The sequence below is a fragment of the Pseudomonas anatoliensis genome, from assembly GCF_017976235.1.
GTDB lineage: Bacteria > Pseudomonadota > Gammaproteobacteria > Pseudomonadales > Pseudomonadaceae > Aquipseudomonas > Aquipseudomonas anatoliensis.
The window spans coordinates 268,848-283,737 of sequence record NZ_JACVHC010000006.1 but is presented as its reverse complement, the minus strand read 5'-3'; the positions used below and the strand labels follow the sequence as shown (position 1 = coordinate 283,737).

General features: G+C 55.4%; 16 protein-coding genes. 13 read left to right on the top strand and 3 right to left on the bottom strand.

Annotated features, from left to right (window positions below):
• On the bottom strand, nucleotides 1–666 hold the full coding sequence (locus ICA16_RS20960; RefSeq protein WP_210701417.1) for a hypothetical protein: 666 nt from the start codon (nucleotides 664–666) through the stop codon (nucleotides 1–3).
• A gap of 245 nt (nucleotides 667–911) precedes the next feature.
• On the opposite strand from ICA16_RS20960, the gene ICA16_RS20955 reads away from it, so the two are divergent.
• From ICA16_RS20955 to ICA16_RS20915, 9 genes are all read left to right on the top strand, one after another.
• Entirely contained in the window at nucleotides 912–1,310 is a 399-nt protein-coding gene (locus ICA16_RS20955; RefSeq protein WP_210701416.1) for a hypothetical protein, read from the top strand.
• Between the two features lie 158 nt (nucleotides 1,311–1,468).
• Nucleotides 1,469–2,350 (top strand): phage protease, encoded by an 882-nt coding sequence (locus ICA16_RS20950; protein WP_210701415.1) that lies wholly within the window; start codon nucleotides 1,469–1,471, stop codon nucleotides 2,348–2,350.
• Between the two features lie 2 nt (nucleotides 2,351–2,352).
• On the top strand, nucleotides 2,353–2,721 hold the full coding sequence (locus tag ICA16_RS20945; RefSeq protein ID WP_210701414.1) for a head decoration protein: 369 nt from the start codon (nucleotides 2,353–2,355) through the stop codon (nucleotides 2,719–2,721).
• 12 nt (nucleotides 2,722–2,733) lie between these two features.
• The gene (locus tag ICA16_RS20940) at nucleotides 2,734–3,714 is read left to right on the top strand and encodes a major capsid protein (protein WP_210701413.1); all 981 of its coding nucleotides are present in this window, start codon (nucleotides 2,734–2,736) and stop codon (nucleotides 3,712–3,714) included.
• A 3-nt stretch (nucleotides 3,715–3,717) separates the two neighbouring features.
• A complete protein-coding gene (locus ICA16_RS20935) occupies nucleotides 3,718–4,152 on the top strand; it encodes a gp436 family protein (RefSeq protein ID WP_210701412.1) in 435 nt (144 codons plus the stop codon).
• Complete coding sequence (locus ICA16_RS20930) at nucleotides 4,149–4,634, top strand: Gp37 family protein (protein ID WP_338049950.1); 486 nt, start codon at nucleotides 4,149–4,151, stop codon at nucleotides 4,632–4,634. Before ICA16_RS20935 ends, ICA16_RS20930 begins: the two co-directional genes overlap by 4 nt.
• A complete protein-coding gene (locus tag ICA16_RS20925) occupies nucleotides 4,631–4,861 on the top strand; it encodes a hypothetical protein (RefSeq protein ID WP_210701411.1) in 231 nt (76 codons plus the stop codon). The genes ICA16_RS20930 and ICA16_RS20925 overlap by 4 nt, the downstream gene beginning before the upstream one ends.
• A gap of 6 nt (nucleotides 4,862–4,867) precedes the next feature.
• Complete coding sequence (locus ICA16_RS20920; protein ID WP_210701410.1) at nucleotides 4,868–6,292, top strand: phage tail sheath subtilisin-like domain-containing protein; 1,425 nt, start codon at nucleotides 4,868–4,870, stop codon at nucleotides 6,290–6,292.
• The gene (locus ICA16_RS20915; RefSeq protein ID WP_210701409.1) at nucleotides 6,293–6,817 is read left to right on the top strand and encodes a phage major tail tube protein; all 525 of its coding nucleotides are present in this window, start codon (nucleotides 6,293–6,295) and stop codon (nucleotides 6,815–6,817) included.
• Between the two features lie 59 nt (nucleotides 6,818–6,876).
• Here ICA16_RS20915 and ICA16_RS20910 read toward each other — a convergent pair whose 3' ends face one another.
• Complete coding sequence (locus ICA16_RS20910) at nucleotides 6,877–8,061, bottom strand: hypothetical protein (protein ID WP_210701408.1); 1,185 nt, start codon at nucleotides 8,059–8,061, stop codon at nucleotides 6,877–6,879.
• Between the two features lie 256 nt (nucleotides 8,062–8,317).
• Here ICA16_RS20910 and ICA16_RS20905 point away from each other — a divergent pair, with 256 nt between their 5' ends.
• From ICA16_RS20905 to ICA16_RS20890, 4 genes are all read left to right on the top strand, one after another.
• Complete coding sequence (locus tag ICA16_RS20905; RefSeq protein ID WP_210701407.1) at nucleotides 8,318–12,172, top strand: CHAT domain-containing protein; 3,855 nt, start codon at nucleotides 8,318–8,320, stop codon at nucleotides 12,170–12,172.
• Between the two features lie 1,025 nt (nucleotides 12,173–13,197).
• Nucleotides 13,198–13,560 carry a DUF6124 family protein gene (locus ICA16_RS20900; RefSeq protein WP_210701406.1) on the top strand — a complete coding sequence of 121 codons (363 nt, stop codon included), beginning with the start codon at nucleotides 13,198–13,200 and terminating at the stop codon, nucleotides 13,558–13,560.
• Between the two features lie 126 nt (nucleotides 13,561–13,686).
• Nucleotides 13,687–14,043, top strand: coding sequence for a DUF6124 family protein (locus ICA16_RS20895; RefSeq protein ID WP_210701405.1), 357 nt, complete (start codon nucleotides 13,687–13,689; stop codon nucleotides 14,041–14,043).
• A 194-nt stretch (nucleotides 14,044–14,237) separates the two neighbouring features.
• Nucleotides 14,238–14,552 (top strand): phage tail assembly protein, encoded by a 315-nt coding sequence (locus tag ICA16_RS20890; RefSeq protein WP_210701404.1) that lies wholly within the window; start codon nucleotides 14,238–14,240, stop codon nucleotides 14,550–14,552.
• 59 nt (nucleotides 14,553–14,611) lie between these two features.
• On the opposite strand, the gene ICA16_RS20885 is transcribed toward ICA16_RS20890, so the two are convergent.
• A complete protein-coding gene (locus ICA16_RS20885; protein WP_210701403.1) occupies nucleotides 14,612–14,872 on the bottom strand; it encodes a hypothetical protein in 261 nt (86 codons plus the stop codon).
• Nucleotides 14,873–14,890: the final 18 nt, after the last annotated feature.

Genomic DNA, 14,890 nt, shown 5'->3' with positions numbered 1-14,890 from the left:
TCAGTCAGCATAACGCGTGCACTTCGTGCGATAGGTATTCGCGAGCGTCCTCGCGTTCTCTCGTATTTCTCGAAGATTGGTATTTGCATTGAACCCACCCTCGCTCGGTAACGTACGTTGGTAGAGCGGAACCCTACTGGTCCTTAACTGAGTGACTACATAATGATTGAGGGTAACCTGCTCCAAGATTTTTTCTTCATCTTCGGCGAGCAGGGGAAATATTGCGGACGCTCGCTTCTCATACTGCAACTGTTCAGCTCTAACTTGCTCATCAGAGATTTTACGAAACTCTTCAATCGGCTTACCTTGAATAAGCTCAGAAAACACGATCGCGTTGGCATACCCTCTATCGGCGCTGAAATCAATTTCGGAAGCCAGTGTTGCTGCATTCTTTAGCGCCTCACAGTGGACCTCAGCCCCTTTTGCGCGTAACGAAATCTCTGCATTATTGATGACCTCTTGGCTCTTGCTTGAAAGCATAAGATAGGACGAAATCCAATTTCCAACTCCGGTAGCAACGGCCATTAATAGTGTTAACACTACAATCACTGGCCACGACCGATTCTGATTTTCCATAAAAAACACCGTGAAGAAAGCTCGAATTCTAACGTGTTTACTCGAAGCAAGGCTCAGCGAAGCAGATATTCTTAATAGGGAAATGCGCATGAATCCTGTGCTTGCCCCATTTCACTAGCAGTATCTATCTGTTGGGCTCTGGACTCAACATGTGAGTCCCAGAGTGAGGGTTTACTTCGGAAAGTGTCCAAGGGACAAGAGCGACACAGTGATCTTCTCCAAGCCGTCAGGCGCCCTACCGAGAGCCAACGGAGGAGGCCCATCGAAGAAAGCTCGAAAAAAAGCTGTAAAGGCTTTATAAAGCGTTCTCTCGTATATTTATAAGGAGATTCATCATGCCAGTTGAAGGTTTTCGCTCTGAATGGCTCACATTGGGCAAGCACCGCGTTTTTTTGGAAGCTCGAGCGAGCTTCCCCGACGAAGAGCACAGGTTCATCGCGACCGTAGTCGCCAAGACACTTGACCATCACAGCCAGCACGCCCGTGTTGTGAGAGTCTATTTTGATGACAAAGCATGCGTCTACAGCATCCAAGTAGCTACTACGGATGAAGGTGATAAAAGCCTTGAAGACAAAATCACAGAGATCGTTCAGTCAATCTTCGGCTCAGGCAATTACATCTGTGATGTCGAAGTTATAGCAAAAGGCGACGAAGCTTCCGACCATTATCACCATATGGAACACTTGAGCGTCGCCGCCGGCATCGCAACGGATAGATGGAATAAGCCTTTCTAATCACTCTCCTTAGCGGTTCGACAAGAACCGCTAAGGTCAATTTTCTAAATAAAATTATTCAGTTGCAGACGTGACTCCACAGCCAGTAATCCTGATTAAAAGCCGACCTTTGCCCCCCATCTGAAACTGTGCGCTTCATCTCCATCACGGCGCACACCATGAAACCCCTCCACATCTTCAAACCCGGCCTCCACACCGCCGCCTGCGGCACCACCCTAAACTTCACCGACACCGACCTAACCGCCACAGTAGCCGCCTACAACCCAATCCTCCACGAAGCCCCGCTAGTCATCGGCCACCCCCAACACAACACCCCCGCAGCCGGCTGGGTCCAATCCCTCACCGCCACCCCCGAAGGCCTGATCGCTACCCCCCAACAAATCGATCCCACCTTCGCCGAGCAAATCGCCAACGGCAGCTACAAAAAAATCTCCGCCTCCTTCTACCACCCAACCGCGCCCAACAACCCCGTGCCCGGCGTCTACTACCTGCGCCACGTCGGCTTCCTCGGCGCCCAGCCGCCGGCCGTCAAAGGCCTGCGCCCGATCGAACTCGCCGAAAGCGAACCCGGCGTCATCCACTTCAGCGAAAGCGCACCCGCGGCGCCGCCACCACAACCCATTCCCCAAACACCGCCAACCACTGCGCCCGACACAGCCACCCTCCAGGCCGAAAACCACCGCCTGAAAACCGAACTCGCCCAACGCGACCAAACCGCCCGCATCACCGCCCAACAAGCCATCCACACCACCAGCGTCGCCTACGCCGAACAACTCGTCGCCGCCGGCATGAAACCGCTGCACGTCCCGGTCGTCATTGCCGCCCTCAACGCCGCCCAGTCCGGCGCAACACCACTGCACTTCGGCGAAGGTGACCAGCGCCAACCGTTAAGCGACGGCCTCAAAACCCTCTTCAAAGACCTCACCAGCGCCATCAGCTTCAGCGAAGTTGCCACCAAACACCGCGCAGATCCTGCCCTCGGCCAAACCACCAACCCCTTGCTGGCCGACGCCGAAGCCCGCACCCAAAGGCAGGGCTAACCATGGCCACCTACCACCAACCCAAAGACCTCGGCGACCTGCTGCTGGTGCAAGTCAGCCCCGGCTGGACCAAAGACAACATCACGCTTTTGGGCGGCAGCGTGTACGCCTTGGGCCAAGTCCTGGCCAAAGTCGACAACAAATATCAGGCCCTCGACCCAGCAAGCACCGCGCCGGCCAACAAAGCCGTCGCCGTATTGGCCGAACCCATCGACGCCACCACCGGCGACAAACCCGCCGTCGTCATCGCCCGTGGCGCCGCCCTCGCGCTGGCCGAACTCACTTGGCCGGCCGACATCACCGCGCCGCAAAAAGCCGCCGCCCTAGACGAACTCAATGCCCAAGGCATCGTCGCCCGCGCCACCCTCTAACGGAGTCACCCCATGAACCTGCAAGACCTCTTCACCGTCGCCAACCTCACCGCGGCCGTCAACAAACTCCCGGCCATCCCCGGCAAAGTCGGCGCCATGGGCCTGTTCGACGAAAAAGGCGTCACCACCACCAGCGTCATCATCGATGAGCGTGAGGGCCGGCTGGTGCTTGTGCCCAACACCTCTCGCAACGACGACCCGGCGCCAGTCAAAGCCAACAAACGCAAACGCCGCACCTTCGAAACCCTGCACCTGCCCATCAGTCGGCCGCTGCTGCCCAGCCAGCTGCAAGGCATCGCCGCCTTCGGCCAGGAAAGCGCCACCGCGCCCATGGCCACCGTCATCAACGACCACCTTCAAGACCTCAAAAACAGCATCGAAACCACCCGTGAATTCCAGCGCGTGGGCGCTTTGCGCGGTCAACTGCTCGACGCTGACGGCTCGCTACTCTTCGACCTGTTTGAAGAATTCGACGTCGAACAAAAGAAAGTCATCGTCGACCTCAGCAACCCCGACACCGACGTGCGCAAAGCCTGCCTCGACGCCAAGCGCCACGCCGAATCCAAACTCGGTGGTGTCATGGTCACCGGCTTCCGCTCGTTCTGCGGGCCGGACTGGTTCGATGCCTTCACCGCTCACCCCAACGTCAAAGCCGCCTTCGCCCACTACCAGGAAGCCAAAGACCGCATCGGCGGCGACATGCGCTCGGGCTTCACCTTCGGCGGTGTGGAATTCATCGAATACGACGTCACCGTCAGCGGCCAACGCTTCATTCCGGCCGACGTCGCCCAGGTCTTCCCCGTCGCCCGTGGCGTCTTCCGGTTGTTCAACGCCCCAGCCAACTACAACGAAACCGTCAACACCTTGGGCCAGCCGTTCTACAGCAAGGCCGAGCCGCGCAAGATGGGCAAAGGCTGGGACGTCGAAGCCCAGGCCAACCCGTTGGCCCTGTGCCTGTTCCCTGAAGCATTGGTCGAGCTGAAGGTGGGCTGACCCATGCGCTACTGCACCCGCGCCGACCTCGGCAACGCCATCCCGTTAATGACACTCACCCAGCTGTCCAACGACGACCCGGCCGCGCACCAGCCCAACGAAAGCGTCATCGACAACAGCGTTCGTCAGGCAGAAGAACTGGTCGACGGCTACCTGCGCGGTCGCTACAACCTGCCGCTCGACCCGGTGCCCACCGTCCTGCGTGATGCCGTCGTCTACCTGGCGCGCCACTGGCTCTACCAGCGCCGTCCCGAAGGCGCCTTGCCCGACGCCGTCATCAGCGGCCGCAAAGACACCCTCAAACTGCTCGAAAGCATCCGCGACGGCGTCATCACCCTGGGCCTGCCCACCGGTCAAGCCGTGGCAGAGCCCGGCGAGATCCGCGTCCGCGCGCGCCCTCAACAATTCACCGCACAGGTGTGGGAGCGCTACCAGTGAACCCGCCACCCAACACCCAAACCGAACAACTCATGGACGCCATGCTCGCCCGGCTACAAGCCGACTTCAGCGATCAACTCATGATCGAGCGCTTCCCCGAAAACCCGCAGCAATACCGCCTCAACCACCCACGCGGCGCCGTCCTGCTGGCCTATGGCAAATCAACCTTCGGCCATACGCAAAGCGCCGACGCGGTCGTCCAGGCGCGTCACTTGGTGCTGCGCCTGACGCTGATCTTTCGGCAGCTCAACGGCCAAGACGGCGTAGTCAGTTACCTCGACCGCTTGCGTACTGCGCTCACCGGTTGGCGCCCACCACACACCGACCAGGCTTGTCACCCCCTAAGCGAGCAATTCATTGGCCACAGCAATGGCCTCTGGCAATACGCCCAGGACTACGCCACCCGCGCCACCCAGCTACAAGCCATCGCCGACCAGCACGGCCCATTACTTAAAAGCACTGACTTCCAGGAGCACCCATGACCCTCACGCCATACCGCTACGCCGGTCCACCCAGCGCCGTCTCGCTGTACATGGGCCAAGACCGGCAAAAACTCGACGTGCTGCTGCACCCCGGCAAAACCGTCGAGCTGCCCGCTGACCACGTCTACACCCGCGCCTTACTAGCGCTTAACCATCTGTACCCGTTGCCCACCTACGCCAAAACCGCCAGCAACGCGCTCGTGCTTCAACAACCCGACAAGGACTAACCCCCAATGCCCGCCAACTACCTCCACGGCATCGAAACCACCGAAATCGAGCGCGGCCCGCGCCCCATACGCGTCGTCAAATCGGCCGTCATCGCTCTGGTCGGCACCGCACCCACCGGGCCCGTCAATGAGCTGACCCTGTGCCTCAACGACATTCACGCCGCACAGTTCGGCGCACACACCGCAGGCTTCAGCATCCCCGAAGCCCTGCAAGGCATCTACGACTTCGGCGCCGGCACCGTACTCGTCGTCAACGTACTCGACCCGGCGCGCCACACCAGCACCGTCGCCGACCAGCTCAAACCGTTCGCCGACAACAACCAACTGCAGCTCGACCACGACCGTTTGCAAACCCTGCAACTCAAGCCCGTCGAAGGCACGAATGTTTACGAGCAAGGCACCGATTACACCGTCGTCATGCTCACCGGCCAAGTCACGCGCCTGCCCACCGGCACCATCCCCGCCAACGCCCAAGTCAACGTCGAATACACCTACACCGACCCCGGCAAAGTCACCGCCGCGGACATCATCGGCGGCGTCACCGAGGCCGACCGGCGTACCGGCCTCCAAGCCTTTCAAGACAGCTACAACCTGCTGGGCTTCTTCCCCAAAATCTTCATCGCCCCAGGCTTTAGCTCCGTCGATGCCGTCACCGCAGGCTTGGTCGTCTCGGCGGGCCAAGTCGGCGGCGTCACCTACGTCGACGCGCCCATCGGCGCCACCGTGCAACAAGTACTGGCCGGGCGGGGCCCGGCCGGCACCCTCAACTTCAACACCAGCAGCGATCGGGTCCGCCTGTGCTACCCGCACATCAGGGTCTACGACGCCGCCAGCAACGGCGACCGTCTGCAACCACTGTCCATCCGCGCCGCCGGCCTGCGCGCCAAAATCGACAACGACCACGGGTACTGGTGGAGCAGCTCCAACCAGCCGCTGCTGGGCGTCATCGGCATGGAACGCCCACTCACCGCACGCATCGACGACGCCACCAGCGAAGTCAACCTGCTCAACGAAAACGGCATCACCACCGTCTTCAACACCTACGGCACCGGCCTGCGTTTGTGGGGCAACCGCACAGCGGCGTGGCCATCGGTCACCCACATGCGCAACTTTGAAAACGTGCGCCGCACCAAAGACGTCATCGACGAATCCATCCGCTACAGCGCGCTGCAATTCGTCGACCAACCCATCACCACCTCACTCATCACCAGCATCACCGAAAGCGTCAACCTGTTCCTGCGCAAACTCATCGGCGACGGCGCCTTGCTCGGCGGCGAATGCTGGTACGACCCGGCGCGCAACCCCCAAACCGAACTGGAACAAGGCCACGCGCTGTTCAACTACAAACTCACCGTACCGCTGCCATTCGAACGTGGCACTTTCGAAACCGAAATCACCGGGGATTACCTCGTCAACCTGGGAGCCATATAAATGGCCGGCTTCAGCGCACACCGCATCACCAACGCCAACCTGTACCTCGATGGCGCGAGCTTCTTTGGCAAGTGTGAAGAGATCGACTTGGGCACCCTCAAAACCGTCATGAGCGACTTTCAGGGTTTGGGCATGGTCGGGCTGATCGAACTGCCGGATGGCATCGATAAGCTCGAAGGGAAAATCACCTGGAACAGCCTGTACGTTGAGGCAGCCCGGAAGCTGGTGACGCCGTTCAAGAGCGTGCAGTTGCAGTGTCGGTCCAACGTGCAGGTGTTCAATAACGGCGGGCTGATGAACGAGATTCCGCTGGTCACGACCATGACCATCACCGGGAAGGAGTATCAGCTGGGCACGCACAAGCCTCGGGATCCGACGAAGTACGAGACGCCGTTTTCGGCGACGTATGTGCGGCAGATGATCAATGGTGAAGAGGTGGTGTTGCTGGATTATTTGGCGAATATTTTTCGGGTGGGTGGGGAGGATCAGTTAGCGAGGTACAACAGGAATCTGGGGATTTGTTGATAGTCACCGCGTGAAGCCGCTCGATTAAGCGGCTTTCTCAACGTGACATTTATCAGTGTTTAGTCTCGGCGGCGATATTCCTCAACGTTTCGAATGGTAATCACTTGAGTAAAAATGTACGGACCATTGTCATCTTTAAGGTCCCCGTCCCGAGGGGGATCCATTGGATCATGCCTCCAGAGATCGAATTGATCCAAGTAATCCAAGCCCAAATGCGCCATAAACGCCCAGACAAAGTCCGGCCCCCTAGAATCGTTAGGATCAATCCGACGTTTCAGCCTGCGTGCATGCCACCAATTGCCTTCATCAAACCAACGAAAAAAACGGGGTTCGAGACGAAAATATTGCTGCATGCTTAAAACAAAATCGCTGAAGTATTCAAACTTGTCGAGCAGCGAGTACACCATATGAAGCGCGGAAACAGTACTTGCCGAAGTCACACGGGCCTGACCACCGTAGCCACTCATGCTCACCTTCCCGTATTTCCCCCGCAAATCGTTCACCATTTTGGTCCAGACACAATTTGCGGCAGAGGCTCCCGTTTTCACCTCGCGCCCCATTGTCGGTGCTCTCGATACCATGCTAATAACAGCATCTAAGTAAGAATCGGGGGGCTTAAGTTCGGTCTTTGTCTTGCCTACAGGCCAGCCAACCTGCATGGGGCCCACGGGTGCGGTAGCGACGGGCCAAGTCCCCTTCGCCATTAATAGAAAACTCGCACAATCGCGTAGGCCATAGGTTTTGCGGGCAGCACTGCTGCCGAGCTGGTAAGCACCTATCGGATTTTCTCGGTTAACGCCGGGATACAACGTAATGTTTTTATGCCGATTGCAGTTTTCGAACAGCAAGCGTTCCTTGCGCGTCGATTTTCCGCCAGGCAACTCGTTGTACTTGATCGCGACTTTGGCCTGAATCAACAACGCCTGCTCACGCTGTAGCAGGCCATTAGGCGACTCCCAACGCACGCAAAGCAGCAGATCGGCCAACTCACACTGTGGGAGTTTCTTACTCAGCAGATGGCCTTTAGGGCTGAATTCCGCTTGCGGTGTTCCATCGACCCAAATGGACTGGACTTGCACCTCTGCAAAGCGACCTTCCGCAGCCAGCCGCGCCTTTATCTCAAAGGCCAGCGCATCAACGTTGTCTTGCTCATGCAGGTACATCAAATACCAGCGTTCTAGTGCCCATTTTCCAGTGAAGCTTTTTACCCGGTCGTGCCATGCTGACCAATCGTATTGCTTCATTCCTGACGTCCTAATGGTCGAGTTGTTATCCAGATCACATAGGTTTTGTATATGAAGGTCAAGTCACTGCCACGCCAGAGCTAGGCACAGCAACGCCATATGAGAGCTAGCTAAAAAGCTGCTACACGCGAGTTCATGTATTCGGAAATCGCGATCGACACCCTAAGCTTAGGTTGGCTCTACGGTACAGTGAGCGGCTGGAACAGCGGCATTTCTGTACCAGTAACGCTCCCTCATCAATAAAAGGAATAATCGTATGGATAGCACGGAAAAGCAGACCGCACCTATTTTAGGATTTGATGCCTGGTCAGTTTTGTCGAAAATATCAAAGGGGGGAATGGGGCTGTTTCTGAGTACGAGCACGAAACAGGTGCTGGGAAGGCTGATCAAGCAGAGTTTGAGCTTACGCTACACTGAAACGGAGGATTGGGTTTTCAGTGGCTTTACCGCTGTACTTCCTCCGCCGAGTGCTACGAAACTCAACGAAGGGTATGTCTTAGACGCACTTTCCACTGCCTTCTTGGACCTCAGCGGAAGCGTCCTTTCGGATACGCACCTGACGACATTTCGAAAAGCCATTGAAGTTGTGCATTCAACTTCGCTAGAAATCACGGATTTAACCACCACAGTGAGCAGAATTGGAAGTAATCGCTTCATTTTTGTCGCTGAGGCTAGTAAGTATAGAGATAAAGATGTGCTCCTTCCTCCGGCCTTCGGATTATCCTCCGTACGATCACCTGAAGATATTTGGGTTCGGCACGTCGCGATTTTGGGAAAAGCACTAATACCATTGGTTGAATCGAATGACGGATACACTTTTGTACATGTATCAGAAGCGCCATTACACAAGGCTGAATCTCTAGCATTACTTGAGGAGATCCCAGGGGATATTTGGCAGGCTGAATATTCGAAGAGTAATCCAGAGCAAGAGCTCAACCGCAACGCTGAGAGGTGGATCAGCATGGTGGTTACGGGGTTCATCGATGAAGTAAGAGATGAAGTCCTAGGGTTGGGCCTGAGCGACATAACAACAAATCATATATTTGCCCAGCTCCTTAGTCGTGCGGGCAGAGAGGATGAACTACTCTCAGTTATTGACAAGATCTTGGTGAGCGCTTCGGATCTAGCTGCTGCAGAAAGAGTGCAGCTTGCTGCTCTAGCTATTGATGCTGGGGGGCTTACTCGCGCAAGAGACTTACTCGCGATTGGTGTAGAGGATCTTATCGAAGAGGAGTGGTTTGAAAAGGCTCTGGACGTTGCTATACAGTTGCGTTCAGACGAGCTAATCATTAAAATTGACCAGCAAATGTCCACCCTGTTTCCTCAGTCGGATATTTTAAGGGAAAATCGCGACAGACGATTACTGCTCAACTGCCGTTCTATGACCAACAAAAGTTTTGAGTTTTCTAATGCTGGCTTTTCCCATAGGCACGAAGAGTTGTGGCGCGCACTAAAAAAACCGGACGCCGTATACGAAAAAGTCATTTCCATGACTTTTGAATGGGGTGGAAATTGGCAAGAGCTGGCGTCACTTTGTTGCGCCGCACATGCTCAATCTGTTACTAGGACTCGAGAAGCGGTCGAAATTTCGACTTCAGTCACCATTTCCAAATTATATGGGCGACAAGCGACTCATATCTTGCTGTCATCTGTACGACGCCTGATGTTGAAACAAGAAATAGAATCTTCTGAAAGCGATTACTATCGAAAGCCGCTATCAGCGGCGATTAGGTATTTGGCTCAAAATCCTCAAGATGGAAAGATACGAGCAGCCCTTATATCTCTCTTGACCGTAGAGGCATGCGGCGAGATTGCCGTCCCCATAGCTGCAATGCTTGCTCTAAACATGGCAAGTGAAGGCGTAAACATTGCTGAGCACCAAACCACAAGAAGCCACCCGAATGAAACGCACGGAATCTCAATCCATAGTCTTCCGGGAGCGTCTGAGTCAGCAATGGAGATTGATGACCCGCAGTTTTCACAAGTTGTAGAAGCTGGTTTATCTTGGATAAATCGACAGCGTGCTGCTGAATTCGGAGTTACTCGATTGCCACTAGATTTAGTGGGCAGCGATCCCGATGGGGTTGTCAAACAGCTAAATAGGATTCTTTATCTTAATGGTTCACATGGGCCAGAAGATACAGATCTCCAGTTCCTGGATCAGATGGTTCTACTGACCTGCGCAATTGCTCCCCACGCAAATTTTGAACGAAATGGAGATTTCAGTGCTCTGCGTCTTTTGGCCTGCCAGAACGCACTCCATGGCTCAGCACAGCACGCAAGGAATCTATGCGAGCAAATGTTACTGATGGGGCAAGCGAGTCCAATTAGGAAACGTCTAGCTTGGGCCGCGTTTGCAGATGTTTATCATCGCTGCCGTAAACCCGTCGAAGCCCTTATTGGAGTGGCCTGCGCGATGGCCACGGATTCGAAAGTCAGTGCTGCCGATCTTTGGCAAGAGGTTCATACGTTTATTAGAGTATTGCGAGACCTCGGACTGATCACGTTTGCTCGAGACTTGATTCCCACCTTGAAGCAACTAATGGAGCAGCTCGGTCATGACCCTTCAAATGATCCGCGCATAATCACATTGGAGCTCAGTCTAAAGCTATTTGAGGTGCGGGATAACGACATCAATATACTTAGTGACTTGGCCGACTCCATGGGATCAAATTGCAAGTCGGTTCTCGAGAGCCCGAGCAACTTAGTCCCTGCTGTTACTCTATTAGCGCAGATTGTGCTGAAGTGCGACTCTGCAGGTGCTCCAGTTAGCGACATTACTCGCAATATTTTAGCGAAAGCATTGGCATCTATTGGCGCAAATCTCGCTCAATTCGTATCGACTGTCTCTTCAATTTCACCAACACCTGCTCATGTCGTAGATATGTACAACAAAGTCCAACGAGCAATTTCTGCAGGAGATGCTCCGGCAGACTTTGTTCCTGTCACGATTGCAGCACGGCGACTTTTAGATGGAGCGCAAGATAAGCCTGCTGAGGCTCAGATATCAGCCCTTGCGGCGGAGATATTGGCAGAGCAAGGCGTAGAACTGCCTGGTGAACTATCGGTGCTCACATGTGAATGGCCATTAGCGTACGCACAGGAACTCAGCCGAAGGGGCTTAGAGGTGGTATTTCTGTCGCTTAATAGCCAAGATGAGCTATTAGTCACATATGTACTTCAAGGTGAGGTTCATCAGGTAGAACAACCCATTTTAGATCGGTCGTTTCTCAAACGAATGCAGGTTTGGCTCGATGAGTACCCAAAGGCGTATGGGTTCATTGAAGCAAGCGACGGTATCGACGAATTCCATGAGTCAATGGAAAAGCTTGGGGTCAAGATAGATTCGCAGGGTCAGTTGCTGATAATCGCGGAGCCGATGCTGCAGCAACTCGCGATGAATCTCATTGTGGTAGAGCCCCTTGACGGTACCTTTAACTATTTTCTTGGCTCAAAATCCGCTATTGGCATAACCCCTTCACTAAGCTGGTTGTCGCAAGTGCGGGGAAGTGCGCGTAAAGGCCGTGGGGGTTATAAAGCATGGATTTCCGCTGAAGAGAACTCGATCGATGGTGGAGCCCTTGGCATAGTATTGGATCGACTCAAAGACACGTTTAGCCAATACAACTTCGCCGTCGACACTGGGCGCAAGCTGCCACTCGATGTTTCCGATGCTAGCCTGGTGGTTGCCTGTGCTCACGGTGGGTTATCCAATAGTGGGAAATTCATCCATACCATCAGTGACGAAGACAGCCTTGTGGAATCTCCTGGAGCGCTTGCCCAAGCATTAAGAGGGGTGGAGTTAGTCATTCTGTTCGTGTGCAGCGGTGGTCGCCTTGATAAGCATCCCTTCGATAATTCCACGGTTGGACTACCTAAGCAGTTGCTAAATCAGGGATGCCGAGCAGTCGTGGCATCTCCGTGGCCGCTCGACGTCAAGGTAACCTACAACTGGCTCGAGCCCTTCATGCAAGCATGGGAGGCTGGCGAAACAGTATTGAGCGCGACGAAAATGGCGAATGATGCTGTCACGCGAAGATTGGGAGAATATCCTCAATACTGCTTGGCGATGACAGTCTATGGCGATGTACTACTCAGTAAGGAAAAGTAGGATGCATCTTTAATAGCGTCGGGGGGGGGGGGACTTAACGTGGCTAAATCCATAACGACATCGCCTACAACGAAGACCGAATCCCCCGGCAGCGCACCAACCCGCAGCACGGTAACGTATCTCCGGTCACCGCACGCAGTGACCGGGCGGAGCAGCCCGTGCAGCAAGCAAGTACCTTTGTTGGAAGAACGGGTAGCTCCATACCTGAATGTTAATGGCGACTGTACGCCGGGCCCTCTTGGGCACTCCGGCATTGCAAATTTCCGGCTCACCTCCTGTGTGCAGTCGCCATTTTTTGCAGGATCGCCACGTTATGGTGGCTGTGTGGGGTTCTACGATTGCCTTGAGTGGGCGTCCGTTGTAGCTGCCCTCACACAGCTGCCTCCCTTCCAGTACCGTAGGAAAGGGCCACGATATGCAAAGCGCGATGATCAGCCACCTACGCAATTGCCCATCTTCGGGGTAAAGCCCTGCAACCGGCTCAAGCCATCGATTCAAAAAACTGCGCCATGCAGGCAAGTCACTTTCAACCTTCCTACATCTGTTTACGCTCGCTCGTAATGGTCTCAATGAGGCTCACAACGTCGCATCGCCATGCCCAGTTGATCGCTAAGCTTTAGCAATCCCATCAGGAAAAGAACGAAGGATTTACGACCATCACGGCGCGTAAACACCATTTCGCGCGCGCGTTTAAATTACACGAGCTGTTACGCCAAAAAGGCTACAAAACCTTGTGCCTTTGCCTACGCATACGCCAGAATCCGCCGGCTTGTGCGGCTTCGAACCGGGCTATATCGTTTCCCCATCACTGCAAAACAGTGATCGGGTTTGGTAGCCCGGTGTGTTAGCTATACAAGCTCACTATCGCCGAGAGTTTTCTCGTCGGATATATGGTGGTCATGTATGGGGCGTCCTAGGGCGCGCCGGATCCTAACACCCGGTCTACCAACCCGTGCATGGCCGCCACCCTTCGTTTGGTAGCGAAAGGGTGGAGTCTCCTTATAAATGTGTTAGGAACTTCATCTATGTTCAAAGTTACGCCAAATCCCCCGGACGCAGATCCGATCCCTTACGACGCCGCCCTTGAACCTCAAAACATCAAAGAGGCGACAGAACGTGCGATCAACTTCTACCTCAATCCCTCGGCACTAAAGACGTCGATCCCCACACGCAAGACCGGCCGAATCTACCTCATCGACCCCACGGTGGACGACGAAACGCTGCTCGTCGAGGCCTACGAAACCTTGTCGTCCGCCAGTGACATGGCGCGTGAATTCGCCGAGTTGATGGACGGGCCACATCGCAAAAAGATGCTGGTGCTGCAGCAGGTGATCATGCTCAGTGAGCTGGTCGTCGGTCGAGTCCTGGATAACCAGCGCTTGCCGTAATAGTTGCGATACAGATGAGTGAGGGGGCTTGCTCCCTCATTGCACACAAGCGTCTACGGTCGCGACCTTGACGCTTCACGCCCTCTATCAAAGACCCTCAAGCGGCTCTTATCGGAGTATCAGCTGATGTCCAAGACACCCGAACCACCGGAAACAGACCCGGCATCCCCGTATGCCTCACCCAACTCAAGAAAGCTCCACGAAGCGGCAGAACGTGCGCTCGACCATTACCTTCTACCTGCGGCGATCATGGCCACACCCTATACGCCCAACACCTTGTTCATGGCCAACCCGCAAGCCGACACCGAGTCGTTGCTGACCAACGCCTGCGGATCCTTGGCGTCCGCCTCGGTCATGCTCGGTAATTTTGCAGGAATGCTGGAGGGGTCAAACCGCCATACCCTACTGGGCATTGCGCAAGTGGTCATGTTGGGGGAGCTGGCAGTCAACAAAGCGTTGGATATCGTTGTGCCAACTGAGTAATCGGCCTGTTTGGCGACTTGCTCATTACGCACGTCAGTGATTAAGCAGTCAGCCTCAGCGGCTGGCTGCTTTTTTGTTCCGCCGATGCATTGGCAAGCGTCGCCTCTTTAAATCTGATTAAAAGCCAGCCGCTCAGCGTTCCACCACCATCAGCGCTCTACTGACAGACCACTGATGAACCTGGAGCAATGACCATGACCGACGCACTGACCTTCACCCTCAAATTCCCCTTCAAAAGCGCCGGCGGCGAGCTCGTCTCGACGCTGCCCATCACGCGCCTCAAACGCAAAGACATCAGCGCCGCACAAGCCGTGACCAAAGACGAAGGCGCCATGGAAGACCTGCTGGTCGCCAAACTGCTGGGCATCACCCTCGAAGACCTTGGCGAGTTCGACATCGCCGACTCAACCCTCGCCACCGAGGTGTTGCGGGAAATGGCAGCCGGCCGAGCCCTTGCTCCAGTCCTGGGACGAAGCACTGCTGCTGGTGCTGAAAATGCAACCGTCTGAAATAGAACGGTTGGCCATGGTCGATTACTGGCGCTGGGTCGACGTGTGCCAGCGTGAGATTAACCGTCGGCTCGAGCACGCCGAGCAATCGAACAGCTGACCAGCGTCACCAGTCCCGCCACCAACCCGGCCAGCAACGCGCCGCCCGCAGCAATCGGGGCGGCCGCCATGGCCAATAGCGGCAGCCCCAAACAGAACGCGACCACCGCCGCCCACCACGGCAGATTCATCAGGCACAGCCAGGCAAGCCAGATCACACCGGCGCCAATAGCCAGTGCGTACAGAGTGTGTGCGGTGCGCAGTGCGGTTTTTTCAATCATTCCCAAAGCGTAGCAATG

Coding starts and splice junctions, on each gene's coding strand:
- ICA16_RS20960 (WP_210701417.1), bottom strand. CDS start 666: ATGCGCATTTCCCTATTAAGAATATCTGCTTCGCTGAGCCTTGCTTCG.
- ICA16_RS20955 (WP_210701416.1), top strand. CDS start 912: ATGCCAGTTGAAGGTTTTCGCTCTGAATGGCTCACATTGGGCAAGCAC.
- ICA16_RS20950 (WP_210701415.1), top strand. CDS start 1,469: ATGAAACCCCTCCACATCTTCAAACCCGGCCTCCACACCGCCGCCTGC.
- ICA16_RS20945 (WP_210701414.1), top strand. CDS start 2,353: ATGGCCACCTACCACCAACCCAAAGACCTCGGCGACCTGCTGCTGGTG.
- ICA16_RS20940 (WP_210701413.1), top strand. CDS start 2,734: ATGAACCTGCAAGACCTCTTCACCGTCGCCAACCTCACCGCGGCCGTC.
- ICA16_RS20935 (WP_210701412.1), top strand. CDS start 3,718: ATGCGCTACTGCACCCGCGCCGACCTCGGCAACGCCATCCCGTTAATG.
- ICA16_RS20925 (WP_210701411.1), top strand. CDS start 4,631: ATGACCCTCACGCCATACCGCTACGCCGGTCCACCCAGCGCCGTCTCG.
- ICA16_RS20920 (WP_210701410.1), top strand. CDS start 4,868: ATGCCCGCCAACTACCTCCACGGCATCGAAACCACCGAAATCGAGCGC.
- ICA16_RS20915 (WP_210701409.1), top strand. CDS start 6,293: ATGGCCGGCTTCAGCGCACACCGCATCACCAACGCCAACCTGTACCTC.
- ICA16_RS20910 (WP_210701408.1), bottom strand. CDS start 8,061: ATGAAGCAATACGATTGGTCAGCATGGCACGACCGGGTAAAAAGCTTC.
- ICA16_RS20905 (WP_210701407.1), top strand. CDS start 8,318: ATGGATAGCACGGAAAAGCAGACCGCACCTATTTTAGGATTTGATGCC.
- ICA16_RS20900 (WP_210701406.1), top strand. CDS start 13,198: ATGTTCAAAGTTACGCCAAATCCCCCGGACGCAGATCCGATCCCTTAC.
- ICA16_RS20895 (WP_210701405.1), top strand. CDS start 13,687: ATGTCCAAGACACCCGAACCACCGGAAACAGACCCGGCATCCCCGTAT.
- ICA16_RS20890 (WP_210701404.1), top strand. CDS start 14,238: ATGACCGACGCACTGACCTTCACCCTCAAATTCCCCTTCAAAAGCGCC.
- ICA16_RS20885 (WP_210701403.1), bottom strand. CDS start 14,872: ATGATTGAAAAAACCGCACTGCGCACCGCACACACTCTGTACGCACTG.